The organism is Nocardiopsis sediminis (assembly GCF_042650565.1).
Lineage (GTDB): Bacteria > Actinomycetota > Actinomycetes > Streptosporangiales > Streptosporangiaceae > Nocardiopsis_B > Nocardiopsis_B sediminis.
Genome location: NZ_JBHSBH010000007.1, coordinates 563,129 through 583,760, shown reverse-complemented (window position 1 = coordinate 583,760; position 20,632 = coordinate 563,129). Strand labels below are relative to the sequence as shown.

Genomic DNA, 20,632 nt, shown 5'->3' with positions numbered 1-20,632 from the left:
GTATTACTATATTGCGGGATCACGGTAGTGCAATGTGGAAAGCCTCCAGGGTCGGACCCGGCGGCCACAGGAATCGGAGCCACCTCATGCCCAGCCCCCAGCGAACCGCCGCGGCGGCCGCCGCCACCCTGGCACTCCTGCTCGCGAGCGCCTGCGGCGCCGACGACGCGCCCGCCGACGACATCGCCGACGTCGTCCTGCGCGTCGGCGACCAGACCGGCGCCACCCGCGCGCTGCTGGAGGAGGCCGGACTGCTCGACGACGTCCCCTACGAGATCGAGTGGTCAGAGTACGCCGCCGCCGTCAACCTGCACGAAGCGCTCAAGGCCGACGCGATCGACATCGGCGCCGCCGCCGACGCCCCCACCGTCAGCGCGCTGGCCGGCGGCTCCCAGATCAAGGCCGCCGCCGCGTGGACCAACAACGGCACCGGGACCTCCCTCCTCGTCCCCGCCGACAGCGACATCGACTCCGTGGCCGACCTGCGCGGAGCCGAGGTCTCGCCCACCACCCGCGGCAGCATCGGCCACTACCTGCTGCTCGGCGCCCTCGAACAGGAGGGGCTGAGCGCCGGCGACGTCGACGTGTCCTTCCTGGCCCCCGTCGACGCCAGCACCGCCTTCTCCTCGGGCGGCATCGACGCCTGGGCCACGTGGGGCGTCTACAACGCCCGCGCCCAAGGCGACCTGGACGCCCGGGTCCTGGTCGAGGGCGAGGACGTCCTGCCCGGCTACTCCATCCTCAGCGCCACCGACGACGCCCTGGCCGACCCGCTCAAGGTCGAGGCCATCGCCGACTACGCCGAGCGGGTCGACCGCTCCTACGCCTGGGGCCGCGACAACCCCGACGACTACGACGCGTTCTACGCCGACTTCTCCCAGCAGTCCATCGAGATCGCCCACCAGGTCGCCGAGTCCACCACCTCCTACCGGCGGGTCCCCGTCGACGCCGAGCTGGCCGCCGAACTCCAGACCACCTACACCACCTGGGTCGACGGCGGGGTGCTGCCCGACGACGGCCTCGACCTCGCCGAGCACACCACCGACGCGGTCGACTCTGCTGCTGCTGCCGGCGGCGGCGCCGGCTGACCGGCCCCGACACACCGACACGAGGTGCCCCGCGTGACCATCGACCAGTCCTCCCGGCCGGCCACCGCCGGCCACCCGCCGGATGCGGCGGCCGTCGCGACCGAGACCGTCCGCAGCCAGGCCGAGCGCTCCCGCCGCCGGCTGCCGCGCTGGCTGGTGAAGACCTTCAGCCCGATCGCGCTGGTGGCCCTGTGGCAGGCCGCCGGGTCCACCGGTGTGCTGCCGGAGGAGACCCTGGCGGCGCCCGCCACCATCGCCGCCACCGCCGGCGGGCTCATCGAGACCGGTGAGCTGCCCGAGGCCATCCTCGTCTCCCTGCAACGGGTCCTCGCCGGCCTGGGCATCGGCGTGCTCACCGCGGTCGTCCTGGCCACGGTCTCGGGGCTGTTCCGCTGGGGCGAGGACATCATCGACGCCCCCGTGCAGATGCTGCGCACGGTCCCCACCATCGGGCTGATCCCGCTGCTGATCATCTGGCTCGGCATCGGCGAGGAGCCCAAGATCGCGCTCATCGCCCTGACCGTCACCTTCCCGCTGTACATGAACATCTACGGCGGCATCCGCAACGTCGACTCCGCCCTCATCGAGGCCGGCCGCACCCTCGGGCTGGGCTGGCCGGGCACCATCGTGCACATCGTGCTGCCCGGCGCCATGCCCAGTGCTCTGGTGGGGCTGCGCTATGCGTTCGGGTCGGCGTGGCTGGCGCTGGTCTTCGGCGAGACCATCAACGCCGACTCCGGCATCGGCTACCTCATGAACAACGCCCGCGAGTTCTTCCAGACCGACGTCATCGTGGTCTGCCTCGCCCTCTACGCCCTCCTCGGCCTGTTCGCCGACCTCACCGTCCGCTTCCTGGAAAGGGTGCTTCTGGCATGGCGTCCGGCATTCAGCGGAACCTGACCGACCCGGGCCCCGGCGGCGGGGCCGCCGTGCGCGTGCGCGGGCTCACCCGACGCTTCGACGGCCGCGCCGTCATCGAGGGCCTCGACCTCGACGTCGCCCCCGGCGAGTTCGTCGCCCTCCTCGGTGCCAGCGGGTGCGGGAAATCCACGCTCCTGCGGATCCTCGCCGACCTCGACCGCGACATCGACGGCGAGGTGACCGTCGCGCGGCGCCGCGCGGTCGGCTTCCAGGCGCCGCGGCTGGTGCCCTGGAAGCGGGTCTGGCGCAACGTCGTCCTCGGCCTGCCCGGCCGCCCCGACCGCGCCCGCGCCGAGCGGGCGCTGCGCGAAGTCGGCCTGGGCCACCGGGTCGGCGTCTGGCCCAAGGTCCTCTCCGGCGGGGAGGCCCAGCGTGCCGCCCTGGCCCGCGCGCTGGTCCGCGACCCCGACCTGCTCCTGCTCGACGAGCCCTTCTCGGCGCTGGACGCCCTCACCCGCATCACCGCCCAGGACCTGGTCGCCGAGCTGTGGCAGCGCCACGGCTGCGCGGTCGTGCTCGTGACCCACGACGTGGAGGAGGCCGTGCTGCTGGCCGACCGGGTCCTGGTCATGCGCGACGGCGCCATCGCCCACGACCGCCGCATCGACCTGGACCGGCCCCGCGACCGGTCGGACGCCGGGTTCGTCGCCCTGCGCACCGACCTCCTCGCCCGGCTCGGCGTCAAGGCGGACAAGGAGGGGGCGGCGCAGGCGTAGGGGGCGGCCCACGGGTGGGGTGGCCGGCCTTCACCACCTCTCGGACATGCGGTGGTGCCACCAGCGCTCGGCGAACTCCGGCTGCCAGGCGGGCCCCCGGGGATCGGGCAGGGTGCGCCGCGCGAACGCGCGGTCCAGCGGTGCGATCACCCGCCGGAGCTCGGCGCGGGCGCGCACCGGCAGGCGCACCGCGACCGCCTCCAGCACGTCGCGGGCGTGCCGGACGTCGTCGAGCTCGCAGCCCCGGCACGAGCACAGTGCAGGCGTCGGGTACAAGGGGCGCCGGCCCGGAGGGCTCAGGAACTCGCGGTAGCGGCGCAGCGCAGAGCGGGTGGCGCCGGTGAAGACGTAGTAGTCGTCGCTTGCGGTCTCCACATCGTGGATCGCGCGGCAGGTCCGGGCGGACAGGCCCCGGATCGGGAGGGGCCGGGAATCGGCCCGGAGCGGGGCTGAGGGAAGCTGGGCGCGCAGGGCGCCGGGCCGGCTACGCGGCATCGGCCTTTCGACGGGTCGTCATGGCGGCCATGATGCCACAGCGCCTACGGGATCGGCTCGAACACCCCCTCGTGCCGGCGCGGGCGCGCGCCTACGATGGCGCGTGATGACGAACGGGGAACGGCCGCGGGGCGGCCGGGCCCGCGGCGACCACGCGAGAAGAGGACCCGTGCCCGAATCCGCGTCCGCTCCGGACGGCCATCCCGCCATCGACACCGGCGTCCCCCACAACGCCCGGATCTGGAACCACTGGCTCGGCGGCACCGACAACTTCCCCGTCGACCGCGAGATGGGCGAGCGCATCCGCGCCGTCTTCCCCGAGATCGTCGACAACGCCCGCGCCGACCGCGAGTTCCTCGTCCGGGCGGTCCGGTATCTCACCGCCGAGGCCGGCGTGCGGCAGTTCCTCGACATCGGCAGCGGGCTGCCGACCCGCGACAACACCCACGAGGTCGCACAGGCAGCGGCGCCCGAGGCGCGGGTGGTCTACGTCGACAACGACCCGATGGTGATCGCGCACGCCCGTGCGCTGCTCGCCGGCGGCCCCGAGGGCGCGACCGACTTCGTCGGGGCCGACCTGCGCGACCCCGGCCGGGTCCTCGACGCGGCGGCCCGGACGCTGGACTTGTCCCGGCCGGTGGGGCTGATGCTGCTGGGCAGCCTCAATTTCGTCAGTGATGACGCCGAGGTGCGGCGCGTCCTGGACCGGCTGACCGGTGCGCTGGCGCCCGGCAGCCACCTGGTGATCTCGCACCCCACCGCCGCCCTGAACCCCGAGCGCGCCCGCGAGGTCGTCGCCGCCTGGAACGAGCGCGGCACCCCCAAGCTGACCCTGCGCAGCCCCGAGGCCATCGCCGGCATGTTCCAGGGGCTGGAGCTGCTCGACCCCGGCGTGGTGTCCTGCTCGCTGTGGCGCCCAGCGCCGGACCGGCCCGATGACGCGGTCGTGGTGGACGAGTACTGCGGCGTGGCCCGCAAGCCGTGACAGCGGGCCCGGCGGCGGGCGCGGCACGGGGCGCACGTACAATCGACAATGATTGTCATTCTCATTTCGGGGTGTCCGATGCGCCCCTTTGATGGAGGAGGGCGCACGTGCTCGTTCCCGGCCTGGTGTCGGTCACCTTCCGCGATCTGGACGCCGAGGAGATCATCGACCTCGCCCGCGAGGCGGGGCTGCGGGCGGTCGAGTGGGGCGGTGACGTCCACGTGCCGCCGGGGGACACCGGCCGGGCCCGCGACATCGGCGACCGCTGCCGCGCCGCGGGCCTGGAGATCGGCGGGTACGGCTCTTACCACAAGGCGGGCGTCACCGACCCGGCCGGGTTCCCGGACATCGTCGCCACGGCGGCGGCGCTGGGCGCGCCGCGCGTGCGCGTGTGGGCCGGGACCACGGGCTCGGCTGAGACCGGCCCGGAGCAGCGCGCCCGGACGGTCGAGGACATCCGGCGTTGCGCCGGCGTGGCGGCGCAGGCCGGCCTGCGGGTCACGGTCGAGCACCACGTCGAGTCGCTGACCGACGACCTCGTCTCCGCGCTGCGCCTGCACGCCGAGGCCGCATCCCCGGCGCTCGTGCCCCATTGGCAGCCGCGCGAGTCGCCCGACGCCGAGGCCTGCCTGCGTGAGGTCACCGCGCTGCTGCCGCGCCTGGAATCGGTGCACGCCTTCTCCTGGGGCGACGACGGCTACACCGAGCGGCTGCCGCTGGCCGACCGCGCCGACCTGTGGCGTCCGGTCCTCGGCCTCCTCGCCGCCGACGGCGCGCGGCGCGAGGTGCTGCTGGAGTTCGTCCAGGACGACTCCCCGGAGGCGCTCCTGCGCGACGCCGCCGACCTGCGCGGCTGGATCGCCGGAACGGTCGGCGCCGACGCCGCGGCCCCCGCCGTCCCGGGGGTGTGAGCGCGGGGGTGTGAGTACACCGGGGCGGTGGCGCTCTGCGCCCGGCCTGAGCGGCGCCGCCCCGGGACGGTTCAGCCGAGCGTCGCGGGGGCCGTTTCGGGGTCGCGCGCCGCGGCCCGGGCGTGGGCGCGCAGCGGCGACAGCCACGCCAGCACGACGCCGGCGCCCAGCACCGCCAGGCTCGCCGCCAGCCCGCCCCGGGGGCCGAGCGCGGTCACGGCGACGGCTCCGGCCAGTGCGGCGCCCAGCGGCTGGCCCACGCCCCAGGAGAGCATGCGGGCCGTGGTGTTGATGCGCGATTGCAGGTGCTGCGGGCTGACCTGTTGGCGGTAGGTGACGGCGTTGATCACCACGACCGAGTAGGCGGTTCCCCACAGCACGGCCATTGCCGCGGCCACCGGCCACTGGGTGGACAGCACCACTCCCACCCCGGCCAGCAGCGACGCGGGCAGCGCGCCCAGTGCCAGGCGCGGGGCGCCGAAGCGCTCGCTCAGGACCGGGACCAGTCTGCTGGCGAGCAGGGCCCCGACGCCCCAGCAGCTGAAGAGCACCGCCAGCCGCGGGTCGCCGGTCGGGGCCACCCCCAGCACCTGGTCGGCCCAGGGGACCAGCATGGCCACCCACGCCCCGCTGGCGGCGGCGTGGGTGGCGCCGACGAGGGTCAGCGTGCGCACGACCGGGTTGCGCAGGAGGAAGGACAGGCCGGTGCGGATGTCGGCGAGCAGCGTGGTGCCGGAGGTGCCCGTGCCGTCGGCGGGGTCGGCCGGCGACCGGGGGGCGGACAACGGGCGGATGATCATGCGCACGAGGGCCGCGGACGCCAGGGCCGTCACGGCGTTGACGGCGACCAGTGGGGCCGGCGCCATGACGGTGACCAGCAGCCCGGCCACACCGGGCACCACCAGTTCCACGAAGGTCGTGGCGCCGTAGACGGCCGAATAGCCCGCGGTGAGCCGTTCCTTGCCGATGAGCTGGGGGAGCGCGCCGAAGTTGGCGGCGTCGAAGAGGACATAGAGAGCCTGGACGGCGAAGCTGGCCAGGAGTACGTGGAGCGGGGTCAAGGCGTCCAGGGCCCACGCCACCGGGATGCTGCCCAGGGCGAGCGCCGACAGCAGATCGGCGCCGACCATCAGCCTGCGCCGGTCGAAGCGGTCGGCGATCGCCCCGGCGAACAGGCCGAAGAGCAGGTACGGCAGCGCGCCGGTCACCGCCACCGCCGATGTCCAGGCCGCCGAACCGGAGAGCCGGTAGACGAGCACCGGGAACGCCACGGTGGCCACGAGCGTCCCCGCCACCGAGACCATGCGCGAGGCGAGGTAGCGCCGGAAATCGGGATCGGAACGCAGCCTTCCGGGTGTGGACACGGCCATTCGGTATCCCCTTCGAGGTTTATGTGCAGATGAGAGCGGCGTTTTGTGGAATGTCGACTTGGTCACGCGGCCCCGCTGTTGAAAACGATAATCATTCTATTAGCCTGGTGTCTGCCCGACCGACCCCCAGTCGCGATCAGGAGGTGACCGAGATGGAGCAGCAGCAGGTGTTCGTCCGGGTTGAGCAGGAGCGCGAGCTTCCGCACAACTCCGCCAGCCACAGCAACGCCCTGGTGGAGAACCCGTTCGACGAAGAGACCGAGTAACACCCGCGGGGCCGTCGAACCACCGGCGGCCCCGCGCCGCCGGCGCGATCGCGTGACGGGCCCCATCGGGACCGCCGGGTGCGTCCATAGGGGGTCGGGCCGTCCTGTGGCCGGTCGTCCGCCGATCCCGATCTGATGTGGAGGGGACCATCTGTGTCGTCCGAACCGCGTGAGCCCGTCGACCTCCCGGACGCGCCGCGGTTGCGGCCCGGGGCCGCTTTGTTCCGGGTCGACGGGCACGGGGCCGTCCTGCGGGCGGCCGATGGGGACCTGTTCGACGTGGCGCTGCCCGGTGCCGCCCTCGACGGGGTCGCTCGCGCGCTGACCGGCCCCGCGGGCGGTGATCAGCCCCCTGAGGTCGCCGCGTTCGCGTCCGCCGGCCACCTCGGCGCCCGCGCGCACTGGCCCGCCGAGCACCGCGCCGTCGGTCTCGTGTGCACCGCCGGGCCCGGCCTGGACCTCGGCGGCCACACCCCCACCGCGGCCGCCGCCCTGGCCCGCGCCGGGGCCGACGTCCGGCCGCTCGGCCCCGGGGACGACATGGCCGCCGCGGGTATCGATGCCCTCTGCTGGATCCACGACGGACCGCCGCCCGCCGCCTGGACGGCGTTCGACGCCCTGGCGGCCAAGGGGATCGCCTGGCAGCGCGTCAGCCGCGAGGGACGGCACGTCTTCTTCGAACCCGTCGCCGCATCCCCGGGCGACCCGGGCCATGCCGACGTCCGCGCCCGCCGCCTGGCCGCCGCGGGCTCCGGCCACCAGCGCCTCGCGGCGTACTGGGCGGGCGGCACCGGCGACGCCCCCATCGAGGGCGACGACCGCCCCGATGAACTGGAACAGCACCTCATCTCGGCGATCGCCGCCCACGACCTGCGGGCCTGGGCGCTGGGGACCCCGCAGCGCACCGGGGACCTCACCCCGGCCGCGCTGCCCCCGCAGCGCCGGCTCCGCGTCCTCGATCTCGACACCGGGGCGATCTCCGACCACGCCGTCCTGCCGGTCCCCACCGCCGCCCCATGACCGATCCGACCGCCATCGACGACCGCACCGTGGCGGTCGCCGGCGGCGCCCGCCTGGCCGTCACCGTGACCCGCCCGCCGGGAGGAGCCCCCGGCCCGGCCGTGCTCATCCGCACGCCCTACGGGCGCGACTCCCTGCGTCCCGAGGCCGCGGGGTGGGCCCGGCGCGGATACCCGTGCGTCGTCGCCGACGTGCGGGGACGCTACGGGTCCGGAGGAGTCTTCCACCCCTTCCGCCACGAGGAGCACGACGGCGCGGCGCTGCTCGACTGGGTGCTCGCCCAGGACTTCTGCGACGGCCGGGTGCTGCTCGCCGGAGCCTCCTACGGCGCCTACTGCGCCCTCGTCACCGCAGCGGTCGCCCCGCCCGAGGTGCTGGGCGGCGTCCTCGTCGCCGTCCCGGTGCTCGGCCCCGGCGAGACCGCTCGCGAACCGGGGGGCGCCGCCCGGCTGGCCTGCCGTGCGGGCTGGTGGACCGAGCACGCGGGCGCGTCCCGCTCGCGCGTCCCGCCGCCCGACGTCTCCGGCCTGCTCACCGCCGTCCCGCCCGCGACCATCCCGCACCTTGCCTTGGGGGAGCGACCGGCGGGCTGGGACGACCTGTGGTCCGCCCCGCGCCGGGGCGCCCTCTGGGACCGGATGCCCACCGGGGTGCCGCTGCTCGCCGTGGGCGGCCTGCACGACCCCTTCGCCGCCGACACAGCGGAGCTCGCCGCCCGGTGGGACGGCCCCGCCCGGCTCCTCCTGGGCCCCTGGGGGCACCGGCTCGACGCCCCCCGGCCGGGCGCGGCGCTGGCCGGCCGCCGCATCGGCGCGGTGTACACGGCATGGGCCGCGGCGGCGCTGTCGGGGACGGCCACGGGCAGCGGGGGACTCATCGCCGTCGACGGCGACGGGCAGTGGCGCCGCTTCCCCCTCCCCCGCAGGACCGGGCAGGGCCGTACCGTGCGCGCCGGTCCGGCCGGGCAGGGGGACACGGTGCCCGCCGGTCCGGCCAGGCCCGGCCACACGGTGCCTGCCGACTCGGTGGCGGATGACCGCATGGTGCCTGTCGATCGGGCCGGACACGGATGCGGCGTGCCCGTCGGTGCGGTCGCGGATGGCGGTACGGTGCGCGTCGATCCGGCCGTGCAGGGCCGTGCAGTGCCCGTCGATCCGGTGACGCCCGGCCGCACAGCCCCCCTTCATCCGGCCGGGCACACATTCGTCGCGGACCCCACCCGGCCCTTCCTCTCCCACCCGCCCGGCGCCGACCTGCCGTGGCGCCGGTCCGACCCGCCGGCATCCGACCGCGCCATCGCCTGGACCGACCCGCTGCCCCGCGGCGAGCTGCGCGGGCCCGTCACCGTCCGGCTGCGCGCCACCGCCGACGCGGCCGACGCCGACTGGATCGCGCGCGTCTCCCTGTGCGTGGGCAACCGGCCGCCGGTCCAGCTCGCGCACGCCGTCGTCCGCCGCGCCCACCGGCCCGGTGTGCCCGTGCGCCTCGCGATCGACCTGCCCCCGGTCGGCGCGGCCGTGCCCGGCGGGGCGCGCCTGGGCGTCGAGATCGCCGGCCACCACTGGCCGCGGCACGCCCGCAACCCGCACACCGGGGACGACCCCATCACCACGGCCGGCCCCTTGCTCGCCGCCCGCCGCGACGTCGTCCTCGACGGCATCGACCTGCCCTGGCACCCGCCCCGCACGGCCGCCGTAGCGGCGGCCGACGTCGTCAAGGAGATCGCCCAGTGACCCTTCCGCCCTCAGCGCCGCCCCTGCCCGCCGAGGCGCTCATCGACCCCCTCACCGGGATCGTCCGCCGCCTCGTCCCGGTCGCCCCCGTCCCCGGGATGCCGCCGCGCTACCGGGGGGTGACCGCGGAGGTCGCCGACGCCAGACGCCTCGGCGCATGGCCCGCCGACCGGGTCAGCCTCGGCACCACGTTCGGCGACGCCGACGGCGCCCGCATCGCCGCCCTCGGCGAGGCGGTCGAGCGCTACTGCGGCAACCGGGTCGCCCGCGACCTGCCCGTCGCCACCGCCGCCGACCTCGCAGCTGCGGGCGAGCGCCGGTTCGGGCCCGAGGACCTGCCGTTCTTCGCGCCGTGGCAGTACGAGGCCGAAGGCTTCCCCTACGTGCCGTTCACCGACGACCTGGAGATCGCGTGGGTTGCGGGCGAGGAGGACGGAGAGCGGTGCTGGCTGCCCGCCTCGTGGGTGTACCTCAACTACCACTCGGGGCGGCGGCGCGGCGAGCCGCGCACCCACCACCTGAACTACGCCGGGATCGCCACCGGCGCCGACGCCGCCGACGCGCGCCGCCGGGGGCTGCTCGAACTCCTGGAGCGCGACGCCCTGGAGCTGTGGTGGCACCTGTCGGGGCCCACGACCGGGATCGACATCGGGTCGGTTCCGGGCCTGGCCGCGGAGCTGGCCGGGTCCCGGCTGCGCACCCATCTGGTCCGGCTGCCCAGCGAGCACCCGGTGGCCTGTGTGGCCGCCATCGTGGTGGACCCCGACACGGGGATCGTGGGCGGCGGCGGTGCCGCCCGCACCGACCCGGCGGAGGCGTGCGTCAAGGCCGTGCTGGAGGCGGTGCACACGTGGGTGTTCACGCTGGGCCTCACCGATCCGGAGGGGTGGGTGTTCCGCGCCGTCGAGGCGGGCGTCCTGGCCAAAGGGCTCTACCTCGACCACCGCGAGGACCGCACCTACCTGGATGCGGCGGGCCCGGGATACCGCCGGGTGCGCGACCTCGGTGCGCAGGTCCAGGTCTGGCTGGACCCGCGGGTGCAGGAGCGGCTGCTGCCGCGCTTCACCGAGCCGGACCGTGTCATCGGCGTCGACGACCTGCCGCACGGGGACCTCGCCGACGTGCAGGCCGGTCTGACGCGGGGTGGTGCCCGGATCGCCACCGTCGACATCACCACACCCGATGTCGCCCACACCCCGCTCCGGGTGGTGCGCACCTGTGCCACGGGCCTGGTCCCCAACGCACCGGCCGCTTTCCGCTATCTCGGCCTCCCTCGCTGGAAGTCCGCGGCCCGCGACCGCGGATGGTCCCCCGACATCACCCCCGAATCGGCCCCCGGCCCTCTGGAGGCGGCCCCGCCCCCGTTCCTGTGAGACCCCGAAGAGCCCGCACGACCGGCCCGCCGCCGCGGAGGACCGTCGGGCGGCGGGTGGTGTCCGGCGCGGTCCGTGTCCGGGGCGACCACCCGCGCATGCGCACCGCCGGTCGTCGCGTCCACCAGGCGTGCACGATGCCCTTCCCGGGGGCGGACGCGGCGCGAGGCGAGCCGTGTTCGAAACGGGACGCCGGTGCGGGAGAAGGCTGCGCGGACGCGGTCAGGAGGTGTGCCTCGCGGCACAGCCGGGCGCGGACCGTTGCGGTATCGGCGGGAGGTGCGGTGAGTGGTGTGCGACGAGGTACCCGTTCATACGCGCCGCCGGTCGTTGTGCACGTTCCGCGGGGTTACGGGTGCGGGGCCGGTGCGGTCCGCCGCCCTGTCGGCGGGTGGACCGCGGACCGGGCCGCGCCCGGCGGATGGTTTCCGGCGTGCTGATCGACATCGAGGACGGGACGGAGGTGCCGGGCGTGGATGACGGCGAAGCGGGGTCAGCGGTCGCGAGGGCGCTGCGTGCGGCGTGGAGTGGGGCCGACCCCGGGGCGGCGACCCGGCCGCGGCCGGCTGCGGGGCGGCGGTGGTCCGGCCCGCGTGTGTTGCTGCGCCGGGGGGAGCCGAGCGGTATCGGGGCGCTGCTCGACCTCGCGCTGGCCGGTGACCCCGAGCGGGTCCAGGGCGGGGTGCGGCTGCGCCGTGTCCCGTCGGCGGGGGGACGCTACCCCGTCGAGGCGCATGTGGTGGCCGACGGCCGGGCGTGGCGCTACGACCCCGTCGACCACGCCCTGGCGGTGCCGGTCGACGGGGGCGGGGGAGGGGCGCCGGGGAGTGGCGGTGGAGTGCCGCCGCCGGGGGGTGGCGGAACCACCGTCGTGCTGTCGCTGGTTCCCCAGCGCACGGTGTGGCGGTACGGGAAGCGGTCGCTGCCCGTGCTCCTGCTCGACCTGGGGCATGCGATCGGGGCGCTGCTCGCCGCAGCCCCTGTCGCGGGGTATGCCGCGCGCGCCGAGATCGGGCGCCCCGCACGCGGGCTGGCCGCCGAGGCCGCGCTGCCATGGCGCGACGGCGCCGTCCGGTGGCCGGGCGCCGCTCCGGAGTATCCGCTCGCCGCTGTGCGCCTGGACCCGGTGCGTTCGCGGCCGGCGTTCCCGGATCGATCCGGCGCCCCGGTGCACCACGCGGATCCCTCCGGAGTGCCCGCGCGCGCCGCGTACCCCTCCGGATCCCCTGTGCGCCCTCGTTATGAGCATCCCGGTGGTGCGGACGCTCCCGGGTCGGCACCCATTCCCGGGGCCGGCGGTGCCGGTCCCGGCTCGGAGCCGGCCCTGCATGCGTCCTTGGCGGATGCGGTGCGGGTCGTGGAGGACGCCCTAGCGGAGCTGGGGGAGGGCGCGCCCGAGGGGGTGGACTTCGCCGCTCCGGCGCAGGCCCCTCCGGTCGCGGCAGTGCTCGAGCGGTGCAGTTCCCCGTGGGAGGAGATCACCGCGGCGGCCGGTGCGTCCGGTCGGGGCGGCCCCCCAGTCGAACGGGCCCCCGCTCCCGGATCCGTCCCCGGGGGGCCGCGGCCTCCGTCAGCCGACCGCCCCGGTCCTCCCAGCCCGCCCGCCCCGCCCGAGCAGGAGCGGTCGCCCGGCGCCCCGCCCGAGCAGAGCCGGTCATCCGGCAGCCCGTCCGGTGGCCCGGTCGATCCCGCCGATGCCGCGCGGGCGCGGATCGGGGCCGATCGGGTGGTCGCCGTCCGGCCCGCCGGCGTGCCCGGGCTCGGGGAGGCGCTGGCGCCCCGCTCGTGCGGGCAGCCGGTCGTGGCGGAGGCGGCGCACCTGCTGCTCCTGCTCGGCGCCCCGGAGTCGGAGCCGGACCCGTGGCGTGCGCTGGCCGAGCATGTCGGCGCGGGGATCGCCGCCCACGAGGCGTGGCTGTGGGCCACCGGCCAGGGCCGCGCGGTGCGGCCGGCCGGGTGCTGGATCGATGCCGTGCTCGCCGCGGGGGAGCGGCGCGGGCGGCTCATCCACAGCCTGGCGATCGGCGATATCGACATCCACCAAGGGTTGTGATAATCGTTTTCACATGCCTCGTCTCCCCCGAAAGCACCCGCATGTGACCACCGCCGCACTGGCCGCAGTGGGCGCCCTTCTGACCTCGCTCACCGCGTGCGCCTCCGGGGCCTCCGACGACGAAGCCGACGCCGCCCCGCGCGACACGGTCGACGCCGCCGCCCACGAGGCCGTCGCGGTCGAGGCCGGCCTGTCGGTCACCGACCCCCGCGGCGAACAGGTCGAGCTCGACTCCCCGCCGGAGCGGATCGTCTGCCTGGTGGCCCTGTGCGACGACATCCTGACCGAGCTGGAGATCACCCCCGTCGCCACCTCCAACCCCGACCTCCTCGCCCACGAGGGCTTCCTCGGCCCCGACCACGACGTCCCGGTGATCCCCGGCGGCTTCGGCGGCGAGGACGTCGAGGAGATCCTGCGGCACGAACCCGACCTCGTCATCGGCCTCGCCGGGTCCCACGAGGGCCTCGCGCCGTCCCTCGAGGGCACCGCGCCCGTGTGGCTGACCGACTCCCGCAGCTGGGAGGACTCCGTCGACTACCTGCGCGCGGTGGCCGCCCTCACCGACCGCGGCGCCGAGCAGCAACGAGCCGAGCAGGCGTTCTACGACACCCTCGCCGAGGCCCAGGCCGACGCCGAGGCCGAAGGCCTCGACACCCTCAAACCGCTGGTGCTCTACGGCAGCGACGGCGCCTTCCAGGTCGACTCCCGGGGCTCCATCGTGGGCGGGCTGCTCGACCAGGTCGTCGACTACGACTGGGAGGACCGCTCCACCGGAGGCCACCAGGCCGGCGGCTCCGACTACAGCATCGAAGAGATCCTCGCGGGCGACCCCGACATCATCTTCCTGGAGTCCTTCACGTTCTCCCCGGGCGACTCCACCCTCACCGAGCAGCTGGCCGACGACCCCGTCTGGCAGCAGATCAGCGCCGTCGAGCAGGGCCGGGTGCACGAGGTCGACCTCGCGCCTTGGGCCACCGGCCGCGGTACCCGCTCCCTGGGGATCGTGCTCGACGACACCATGCGGTACCTGCGCGGATGACCTCGCCCGCGGCCACGCCCCGCCCCTCCGGCCCGGCCCCCGCCCCCGCAGCCGTTCCCGGAGGGCGGGAGCGGCTGCGCCCGGCCGTCCTGTTCCCCGCCGCCGCCCTCCTGCTCCTCGCCGTCTGCACGGCGGCGCTGTGCCTGGGCAAGCCCGTCCTGGCGCCGGCCGCCATCACCGCGGCCATCGCCGACCCCGGCTCGCTCGATGCGGTCATCCTGTGGGAGATCCGGCTGCCGCGCATGCTGCTGGGGCTCCTCGCCGGCGCCGCCCTGGGCTGCGCCGGGCTCCTGCTGCAAGAGGCGCTGCGCAACCCCCTGGCGGTCCCCGAACTCCTCGGCGTCTCCTCGGGGTCGGCCGCGGTGGTCGCCGCCACCACCGTGTTCGCGCTGCCGGTCGCCGGAGCGCTCGTTCCCGCGCTGGCACTGGCCGGCGGGGTGGCCGGCGGGGCCCTCTGCCTCGTCGTCGCCCGCCGGGCCGGCGACGCCGCCTCGGTCCTGCTCACCGGCGCCGCCGTGTCCACCGCGCTCACCGGCGCGGTCTACGCCATCACCAGCATGGCCGACCAGTTCCAGCTCGGCCTGGTGTTCCGCTACCTGATGGGTTCCCTCGTCGGGTCGGGCTGGGCCGAGCTCCGCATGGTCGCGCCCTGGCTGGTGCTCGCCGTCCCCCTGCTGCTGCTCTGCCTGCCCCTGCTCGGGGTGCTGGGCCTGGGCGACGACGCCGCCTCCGCGCTGGGCCTGTCGCCGGGCCGCGCCCGGCTCGCCTGCCTGGCGGTCGCCGCCGTGCTGGTCGCCGTGGTCGTCGCCGCGTGCGGGCCGATCTCCTGGGTCGGGTTCCTGGCGCCGATGCTCGCCCGCCAGACCTACCCCCGCGCCGAGCCGCGCGTGCGCCTGCTGTGGTCGGGCCTGCTGGGCGGGCTGGTCACGGTCGCCGCCGACCTCGCCGCCCGCACCATGTTCCACCCCATCGAACTCCCGCTGGGCGCCTTCACCGGCTCCATCGGGGTCATCGGCGGGCTGCTCCTGCTGCGCGCCCGCGCGGCCGCCGTCGATGGAAGGGCGCGTACATGACCCTGACCCGCCGCCGCCCCGAACGCGCCACCGGACCCGCCCCGCTCCCGGCGCGGCCCCGCCCGCTGCGCGCGTTCGCGGTCGCCGTCACGGTGCTGGCCGTGCTGGCGCTGGCCGCCGCCACCGGCCAGGCGCTGCTGGGCCGCGGCCTCGCCGTCGATGAAGTGTGGCCCGCCCTCCTGCGCGACTCCGGCGACCCCATCGGCGAGCGCATCCTGTGGGAGCTGCGCCTGCCCCGCGCCGCCGTGGCCCTGCTCGCCGGCGCCTGCCTCGGCGTCTCGGGACTGCTGCTCCAGATCGCGCTGCGCAACCCGCTGGCCTCGCCCGAGCTGACCGGGGTGGGCGGTGGCGCGGTCCTCGGGGTGGTGCTCGCGCTGCGCCTGGGCCTGGTCTCCGGGCAGGCGCACACCGCCGTGCTCGCCGCCCTGTGCGGCGGCCTGGCCGGCGGCGCCCTGTTGTGGCTGCTGTCCGGGCGCGGACGCTCCGACCCCACCTGGCTGACCATCAACGGCGTGATCGTCGGCATCGCCCTGTCCGGGCTCACCTCCGTCCTGCTGGTCCTCAGCCAGGCCGAGGCCGCCGGCGCCCTGCGCTGGCTCACGGGCTCGCTCACCGGCATGACCCCGGCCCACGCCTTCCTGCTCCTGCCATGGGCGGCCGCCGGTATCGGCGCCGCGTGGCTGCTCTCGCCGGTGCTCGCCGTCCTTCAGGGCGGCGACGACCACGCCCAGGCGGTCGGCCTGGCGCCGCGCCCCGCCCGGTTCGCGGTCCTGCTGACCGCGATCCTGCTCGCCGCGGCCGCGGTGTCGGTGGTGGGCATGGCCGGGTTCGTCGGCCTCATCGCCCCCCTGCTGGCCTCGGCCCTCATCGGGCGCGAGCCCCGCCTGCTCGTCCCCGTGGCGGCGCTGGTCGGCGCGGTCGTGCTCTCCGGCGCCGACGCCCTCGCCCAGGGGGTCACCACCCTGGTCCCCGCGGGCCCGCAGACCCAGCGGCTCGGGCTGCCCGCGGGCTCCATCACCTCCATCGTCGGCGCGGCCCTGCTGGTCATCGCGGTCCGCCGGCGCGGACTGCTGAACACGTGAGCGCGCCCCCAGCCCGTTCCTGCACCCGGATTGGACCCGCATGACCGCCGCAGACCCGCCCGCCGCCCTCCGCCTCGACCGCGTGGGCTTCGGCTACGCGCGCGAACACCCCGTTCTGCATGGCATCGACCTCGCGATCCCCGCCGGCCAGACCGTTGCGCTGGTCGGCCGCAACGGCTGCGGCAAGAGCACCCTGCTCCGGCTGCTGGCCGGGGCGCTGCACCCCACCTCGGGGCGCGTCCTGCTCGACGGCGAGGACATCGCGGCCCTGGGCCGCCGCGCCATCGCCCGGCGCGTCGCCGTCCTGCACCAGGCGCTGCCGCCCATCCCGGGCATGACCGCCCGGCGGCTGGTGCGCCAGGGCCGGTTCGCCCACCGCGGCGTCCTGGGGATGCTCCGCGACTCCGAGGACGACATCACCCGCGATGCCATGGCCCGGGCGGGCGTCGCCGACCTCGCCGACCGCCCGCTGGAATCGCTGTCGGGCGGCGAGCGCCAGCGGGTCCGGCTGGCGCTGGCACTGGCCCAGGACACCCCCGTCCTGCTCCTCGACGAGCCCACCACCTACCTCGACGTCCGCCACCAGCTCGAAGTGCTCGACCTCGTGGCCGACTTCGCCCGGCGCCTCACGGTCGTCATGGTGCTGCACGACCTCGACCACGCCGCGCGCTACGCCGACCGGATCGTGGCGCTGCGCGAGGGCGCGGTCGCCGCCGACGGCGGCCCCGCCGACGTCGTGCACGACTCCATGCTGCGCGACGTCTTCGGGGTGCGCGGCCGCGTGCTGATCGACGAGCGCCACGGCACGCCCTATTGCCGCCTCGACACCCCGGTGTGACCGCGCCTCGGTCGGCCGCGCCACCACCGGATATCACGTTGGGTAGCGGGTGCTGACCGGTCGTGATACTCCTTGGGCGTGCCGCGGCAGCACCCGCCGGCGGCGCCGATCCGCGACCACGAGGAGCCCCATGACCCGCGACCACATCTCCGGCCTGCTCCGCGCCACCTGCGCCCGCGTGCTGTCCAAGGACGAGGACGCGATCACCGGAGGGTCGCTGCTGGTCGAGGACCTCGAGGCCGACAGCCTCGACTTCGCCGAGATCATCGAGACGCTCAAGGAGCACGGGGTCACCCTGCCCGCGCAGGACGTCCTGCGCATCCGGACCTTCGACGACTTCGTCGACGCGGTGCAGGCCCGCACCGCCGTGGAGACCGCCCGATGACCGACCGCCGCAGCGCGGTCATCACCGGCCTCGGGGTCAGGACCCCCTGCGGCAACGACCCCGACGAGATGTGGTCGGCGCTGCTCACCGGGCGCTCGGCGGCGCGGGCGATCACCCGGTTCGACACCGCGGGGCTCCCGGTCGACTTCGCGTGCGTCGTGCCGCCGTTCGACCCCGCCCCCTACCTGACCCCCAAGGAGGACCGGCGCTCCGACCCCGTGACCCGGCTCGGGGTGAGCGCCGCCCAGGACGCCATGTCCGACGCCGGCGCGCCCGCCGCGCCACCGGAACGCCGGGCCCTGGTCGTGGGGGAGTCCCACGGCGGGGCCCACACCCAGGAGAGCGTGCTGCTGGCGCCCGATGCGCACGGCCGCGGCCGCCCCTCGGCGCTCTATGTGCCCAAGACCATGCTCAACGCCACCGCGGCCGCCATCGCGGTGCGCCACGGCATCCGCGGCCCGTCGCTGTGCGTGGCGACCGCGTGCGCGTCGGGCGGGCATGCGGTGGGCGAGGCGCTGCGGCTCATCCGTGACGGCAGCGCCGACCTCGTGCTGGCCGGCGGGGTCGACGCCTACATCACCCCCACCTTCGTCCTCGCCTTCCACGGCCTCGGGGCGCTCTCCACGCGCACGCGCGACCCCGAACACGCCTCCCGCCCCTTCGACACCGACCGCGAAGGCTTCGTGTTCGGCGAGGGGGCCGCGTTCCTGGTGGTCGAATCCGCGGAGCACGCCGAGCGCCGCGGCGCCCGCGTCCACGCCGAGCTCGCCGGCTACGGGCGCACGACCGACGCCTACCACCTGACCGCGCCCGACCCCGGCGGCGACGGCGTCCGCCGCGCCATGCTCGAGGCGCTGCACGACGCCCGCATCGCCGCCGACGACGTCGCGCACGTCAACGCCCACGCCACCTCCACCCCGGCGGGCGACCTCGCCGAGGCGCGGGCCATCGCCGAGGTGTTCGGCGCCCACCGGGTACCGGTCACCTCCTGCAAGGGCGCGATGGGCCACCTCATCGGCGCCGCAGGGGCGGTCGAGGCCGTGGTCGCCGCCCTGACCCTGCGCGAGGGCCTCATCCCGCCCACCGCCAACACCGACACCCCCGACCCCGCCTGCGAGATCGACGTCGTCACCGGCCCGCCCCGCAAGCTGGGGGAGGGCGCGGTGGTGTCCAACTCCCTGGGATTCGGCGGCCACAACGCGTCCGTGGTGCTGCGCCGAGCATCCTGAGAGATTCGCGGGCCGGGGGAGGGGAACGTGAGGCGGGCGGTGGCGTGGGCCTGGGCTTCGGGGGCGGCCGTGGGCGCGGTGACGGGTGGGTGGTGGTCGCCGACGCGGGCTCCCTGAGGAGGACGGATCACCGCAGCCTTCGGCCGGATTCTCGGCGGGTGGCGTGCGCTCGGGCCGGCCGCATCCACCACCTCTATTCGTAGGGGGCGTTCCGCTGCCGCGCCGCGGGTGCGGTGGGCGCATCGGGGCGCCGGGAGAGCCACCGGTATGCTCGCCGCTATGCCCCCTTCGCCCGGAACCCCTGAACGCGGTGCGCCCGGCGCCGAGGCGTTCCGTGATCGTGCGGATGCCTGCCCCGGGGCGCTGCGGCTGCATCCCGCCCACGATGGAGGCCTGGCCCGCGTGCGGATCCCCGGTGGGCTGCTCACCGTTGACCAGGCGCGCGTGCTCGCCGCCGCGGCCGAGGATCTGGGCGACGGCAACCTCGACCTCACCTCGCGCGGCAACGTGCAGCTCCGCGGCCTCGGCGAGGACGCCGGCCGCGCCCTTGCGGGCCTGCTGGAGGGCGCCGGGCTGCTGCCGTCGCGCCGCCACGAGCGGGTCCGCAACATCGTCGCCTCCCCGCTGAGCGGACTCGACGGCCGGGGCCACGCCGACGTGCGCGGAATCGTCGGCGAACTCGACGCGCTGCTGTGCGCGAGCGACGCCGCCCCGGCTCTGTCCGGCCGCTTCCTGTTCGCCGTGGACGACGGCCGCGGCGACACAGCCGCGCTCGGCGCCGACGTCACCATCACCGCGCTCCCCGGCGGCGCGGTCGGCCTGCGCCTGGGCGAACGCACGCTGAGCGTCCCCCGGGACGGTGCCGCCCGCTGGGCGGTGCGCGCCGCCGAGGTGTTCCTCGACCTGGCCCGCGAACGAGGGCTGGGCGCAACCGCCTGGCGCCTGGCCGACGTGGACCCCGACGGCGGCGCCGTCGCCGCCCGCCTCGGCCTGCCTCCGGCGGAGCCTGAAGCCGCATCCCCGTCGGACCCGTCCGGAGCCGCGATCCCCTCCGCCGCGTCCCGGACCGCGTCCCAGGCCGCCGGCCCTGCCGCCCCCAGCGGTCCCGGCGGTTCCACCGCACCGCGGCCGCTCCTCGGGCTCATCGACCGCCCCGCCGGCTCCGCGCGCACCGCTCTGTCGGTGGCCGTTCCGCTCGGGCGGGCCACCGCCGCTCAGTGGCGGGATCTCGCCGCCGCCGCCGAACGCGGGGCGGGCGAGCTGCGGGTCACCCCCTGGCGGGGGGTGGTCCTGCCCGGCCTGGAGTCGGGCGCCGCCGCGGACGTGCTCGCCGCGCTGGCCGCCGTCGGCCTGGTCACCGGCGACGACTCCCCATGGGCCGGGGTGAGTGCCTGCACCGGCCGGCCCGGCTGTGCCGCGGCGCTGGCCGACGTGCGCGCCGATGCCGCCGCCGTCCTGGATTCCCACCCCGTTGTGCCGCAGCCGGGCCGGCGGCCCGTCCACCGGTCGGGGTGTGAGCCCGGTGTCGCGGATCCGTCCGTCCGACCCCGGCCGCTCGTCGACGGGTCGGGGCGCGAGCCTGGTGTCACCGATGCGTCCGACCGACCCCGACTGCCTGTCCACTGGTCGGGGTGCGAGCGCCGGTGCGGCCATCCCTCCGGGCGGTGGGTCGACGCGGTCGCGATCGGTGATGGCCGCTACCGGATCACCCCGCGCGGCGGGGGACCGGGAGAGCGGGAAGCGGCGCACGGCGGCCTCGGCGCCGCCGTCGCGGCCGCGCGCACGACACCACCCCCGAGGGACATGTGAACCCTCGCCGGGCGGACGACAGGGGGATTCCCGGCTCGGGCCGCCCTGCCGCCCGGCGATCGGCGGGACCGTACATCCTCGGCCCCGGCCGGGCCGGAACCGGCCCGGGAGCCCTGGAACAGATTCAAGGAGGTAACGCGTGCCCGGTTCTCGCAACGCCCCGGGGGCGGCCGGCCTGACCGCGTGGGCGTCGAGTCGCCGCCCTGGCCGCGCATCGTCGATTCCCGGCCCGCGCCGCGGGGGGCC

General features: G+C 76.1%; 19 protein-coding genes. 17 read left to right on the top strand and 2 right to left on the bottom strand.

Going from position 1 to position 20,632, the window contains the following annotated elements:
- Window positions 1-86 precede the first annotated feature (86 nt).
- The 3 genes from ACFOVU_RS11700 to ACFOVU_RS11690 are packed head-to-tail and all read left to right on the top strand — an operon-like array spanning window position 87 to window position 2,725.
- The gene (locus tag ACFOVU_RS11700) at window positions 87-1,088 is read left to right on the top strand and encodes an ABC transporter substrate-binding protein (protein WP_378532769.1); all 1,002 of its coding nucleotides are present in this window, start codon (window positions 87-89) and stop codon (window positions 1,086-1,088) included.
- Between the two features lie 33 nt (window positions 1,089-1,121).
- The gene (locus ACFOVU_RS11695; protein ID WP_378532767.1) at window positions 1,122-1,988 is read left to right on the top strand and encodes an ABC transporter permease subunit; all 867 of its coding nucleotides are present in this window, start codon (window positions 1,122-1,124) and stop codon (window positions 1,986-1,988) included.
- Window positions 1,961-2,725 (top strand): ABC transporter ATP-binding protein, encoded by a 765-nt coding sequence (locus ACFOVU_RS11690; RefSeq protein WP_378532765.1) that lies wholly within the window; start codon window positions 1,961-1,963, stop codon window positions 2,723-2,725. The genes ACFOVU_RS11695 and ACFOVU_RS11690 overlap by 28 nt, the downstream gene beginning before the upstream one ends.
- A gap of 30 nt (window positions 2,726-2,755) precedes the next feature.
- On the opposite strand, the gene ACFOVU_RS11685 is transcribed toward ACFOVU_RS11690, so the two are convergent.
- A complete protein-coding gene (locus ACFOVU_RS11685; protein ID WP_378532763.1) occupies window positions 2,756-3,100 on the bottom strand; it encodes a hypothetical protein in 345 nt (114 codons plus the stop codon).
- 289 nt (window positions 3,101-3,389) lie between these two features.
- Between ACFOVU_RS11685 and ACFOVU_RS11680 the strand changes: the two genes are divergently transcribed.
- Window positions 3,390-4,205 (top strand): SAM-dependent methyltransferase, encoded by an 816-nt coding sequence (locus ACFOVU_RS11680; RefSeq protein WP_378532760.1) that lies wholly within the window; start codon window positions 3,390-3,392, stop codon window positions 4,203-4,205.
- A gap of 107 nt (window positions 4,206-4,312) precedes the next feature.
- Window positions 4,313-5,116, top strand: coding sequence for a sugar phosphate isomerase/epimerase family protein (locus ACFOVU_RS11675; RefSeq protein WP_378532758.1), 804 nt, complete (start codon window positions 4,313-4,315; stop codon window positions 5,114-5,116).
- Between the two features lie 71 nt (window positions 5,117-5,187).
- Here the strand turns inward: ACFOVU_RS11675 and ACFOVU_RS11670 are convergent, their stop codons facing one another.
- The gene (locus ACFOVU_RS11670) at window positions 5,188-6,486 is read right to left on the bottom strand and encodes an MFS transporter (RefSeq protein ID WP_378532755.1); all 1,299 of its coding nucleotides are present in this window, start codon (window positions 6,484-6,486) and stop codon (window positions 5,188-5,190) included.
- Between the two features lie 152 nt (window positions 6,487-6,638).
- Between ACFOVU_RS11670 and amiA the strand changes: the two genes are divergently transcribed.
- From amiA to cobG, 12 genes are all read left to right on the top strand, one after another.
- Window positions 6,639-6,752 carry a streptamidine family RiPP gene (amiA, locus tag ACFOVU_RS11665; RefSeq protein WP_378532753.1) on the top strand — a complete coding sequence of 38 codons (114 nt, stop codon included), beginning with the start codon at window positions 6,639-6,641 and terminating at the stop codon, window positions 6,750-6,752.
- A 153-nt stretch (window positions 6,753-6,905) separates the two neighbouring features.
- A complete protein-coding gene (locus ACFOVU_RS11660) occupies window positions 6,906-7,772 on the top strand; it encodes a hypothetical protein (protein ID WP_378532750.1) in 867 nt (288 codons plus the stop codon).
- On the top strand, window positions 7,769-9,505 hold the full coding sequence (locus ACFOVU_RS11655; protein ID WP_378532748.1) for a CocE/NonD family hydrolase: 1,737 nt from the start codon (window positions 7,769-7,771) through the stop codon (window positions 9,503-9,505). The genes ACFOVU_RS11660 and ACFOVU_RS11655 overlap by 4 nt, the downstream gene beginning before the upstream one ends.
- Complete coding sequence (locus ACFOVU_RS11650) at window positions 9,502-10,878, top strand: YcaO-like family protein (RefSeq protein ID WP_378532746.1); 1,377 nt, start codon at window positions 9,502-9,504, stop codon at window positions 10,876-10,878. The genes ACFOVU_RS11655 and ACFOVU_RS11650 overlap by 4 nt, the downstream gene beginning before the upstream one ends.
- 433 nt (window positions 10,879-11,311) lie before the next feature.
- Window positions 11,312-12,931 (top strand): hypothetical protein, encoded by a 1,620-nt coding sequence (locus ACFOVU_RS11645; RefSeq protein WP_378532744.1) that lies wholly within the window; start codon window positions 11,312-11,314, stop codon window positions 12,929-12,931.
- A 43-nt stretch (window positions 12,932-12,974) separates the two neighbouring features.
- The gene (locus ACFOVU_RS11640) at window positions 12,975-13,970 is read left to right on the top strand and encodes an ABC transporter substrate-binding protein (protein ID WP_378532742.1); all 996 of its coding nucleotides are present in this window, start codon (window positions 12,975-12,977) and stop codon (window positions 13,968-13,970) included.
- Complete coding sequence (locus ACFOVU_RS11635; RefSeq protein ID WP_378532740.1) at window positions 13,967-15,043, top strand: iron chelate uptake ABC transporter family permease subunit; 1,077 nt, start codon at window positions 13,967-13,969, stop codon at window positions 15,041-15,043. Before ACFOVU_RS11640 ends, ACFOVU_RS11635 begins: the two co-directional genes overlap by 4 nt.
- Window positions 15,040-16,125 (top strand): FecCD family ABC transporter permease, encoded by a 1,086-nt coding sequence (locus ACFOVU_RS11630; RefSeq protein ID WP_378532738.1) that lies wholly within the window; start codon window positions 15,040-15,042, stop codon window positions 16,123-16,125. Before ACFOVU_RS11635 ends, ACFOVU_RS11630 begins: the two co-directional genes overlap by 4 nt.
- A gap of 40 nt (window positions 16,126-16,165) precedes the next feature.
- Window positions 16,166-16,963 (top strand): ABC transporter ATP-binding protein, encoded by a 798-nt coding sequence (locus ACFOVU_RS11625; RefSeq protein WP_378532737.1) that lies wholly within the window; start codon window positions 16,166-16,168, stop codon window positions 16,961-16,963.
- Between the two features lie 130 nt (window positions 16,964-17,093).
- On the top strand, window positions 17,094-17,348 hold the full coding sequence (locus tag ACFOVU_RS11620; RefSeq protein ID WP_378532735.1) for an acyl carrier protein: 255 nt from the start codon (window positions 17,094-17,096) through the stop codon (window positions 17,346-17,348).
- Window positions 17,345-18,577 carry a beta-ketoacyl-[acyl-carrier-protein] synthase family protein gene (locus ACFOVU_RS11615; protein ID WP_378532733.1) on the top strand — a complete coding sequence of 411 codons (1,233 nt, stop codon included), beginning with the start codon at window positions 17,345-17,347 and terminating at the stop codon, window positions 18,575-18,577. Before ACFOVU_RS11620 ends, ACFOVU_RS11615 begins: the two co-directional genes overlap by 4 nt.
- 279 nt (window positions 18,578-18,856) lie before the next feature.
- Window positions 18,857-20,386 carry a precorrin-3B synthase gene (gene cobG, locus ACFOVU_RS11610; protein WP_378532731.1) on the top strand — a complete coding sequence of 510 codons (1,530 nt, stop codon included), beginning with the start codon at window positions 18,857-18,859 and terminating at the stop codon, window positions 20,384-20,386.
- The last annotated feature ends 246 nt before the right edge of the window (window positions 20,387-20,632 follow it).

What these genes read in the sequence shown, in the direction of transcription:
- ACFOVU_RS11670 (WP_378532755.1), bottom strand. Translation starts at nt 6,486, where the DNA reads ATGGCCGTGTCCACACCCGGAAGGCTGCGTTCCGATCCCGATTTCCGG.
- ACFOVU_RS11630 (WP_378532738.1), top strand. Translation starts at nt 15,040, where the DNA reads ATGACCCTGACCCGCCGCCGCCCCGAACGCGCCACCGGACCCGCCCCG.
- ACFOVU_RS11700 (WP_378532769.1), top strand. Translation starts at nt 87, where the DNA reads ATGCCCAGCCCCCAGCGAACCGCCGCGGCGGCCGCCGCCACCCTGGCA.
- ACFOVU_RS11635 (WP_378532740.1), top strand. Translation starts at nt 13,967, where the DNA reads ATGACCTCGCCCGCGGCCACGCCCCGCCCCTCCGGCCCGGCCCCCGCC.
- ACFOVU_RS11690 (WP_378532765.1), top strand. Translation starts at nt 1,961, where the DNA reads ATGGCGTCCGGCATTCAGCGGAACCTGACCGACCCGGGCCCCGGCGGC.
- ACFOVU_RS11620 (WP_378532735.1), top strand. Translation starts at nt 17,094, where the DNA reads ATGACCCGCGACCACATCTCCGGCCTGCTCCGCGCCACCTGCGCCCGC.
- amiA (WP_378532753.1), top strand. Translation starts at nt 6,639, where the DNA reads ATGGAGCAGCAGCAGGTGTTCGTCCGGGTTGAGCAGGAGCGCGAGCTT.
- ACFOVU_RS11615 (WP_378532733.1), top strand. Translation starts at nt 17,345, where the DNA reads ATGACCGACCGCCGCAGCGCGGTCATCACCGGCCTCGGGGTCAGGACC.
- cobG (WP_378532731.1), top strand. Translation starts at nt 18,857, where the DNA reads ATGCCCCCTTCGCCCGGAACCCCTGAACGCGGTGCGCCCGGCGCCGAG.
- ACFOVU_RS11655 (WP_378532748.1), top strand. Translation starts at nt 7,769, where the DNA reads ATGACCGATCCGACCGCCATCGACGACCGCACCGTGGCGGTCGCCGGC.
- ACFOVU_RS11625 (WP_378532737.1), top strand. Translation starts at nt 16,166, where the DNA reads ATGACCGCCGCAGACCCGCCCGCCGCCCTCCGCCTCGACCGCGTGGGC.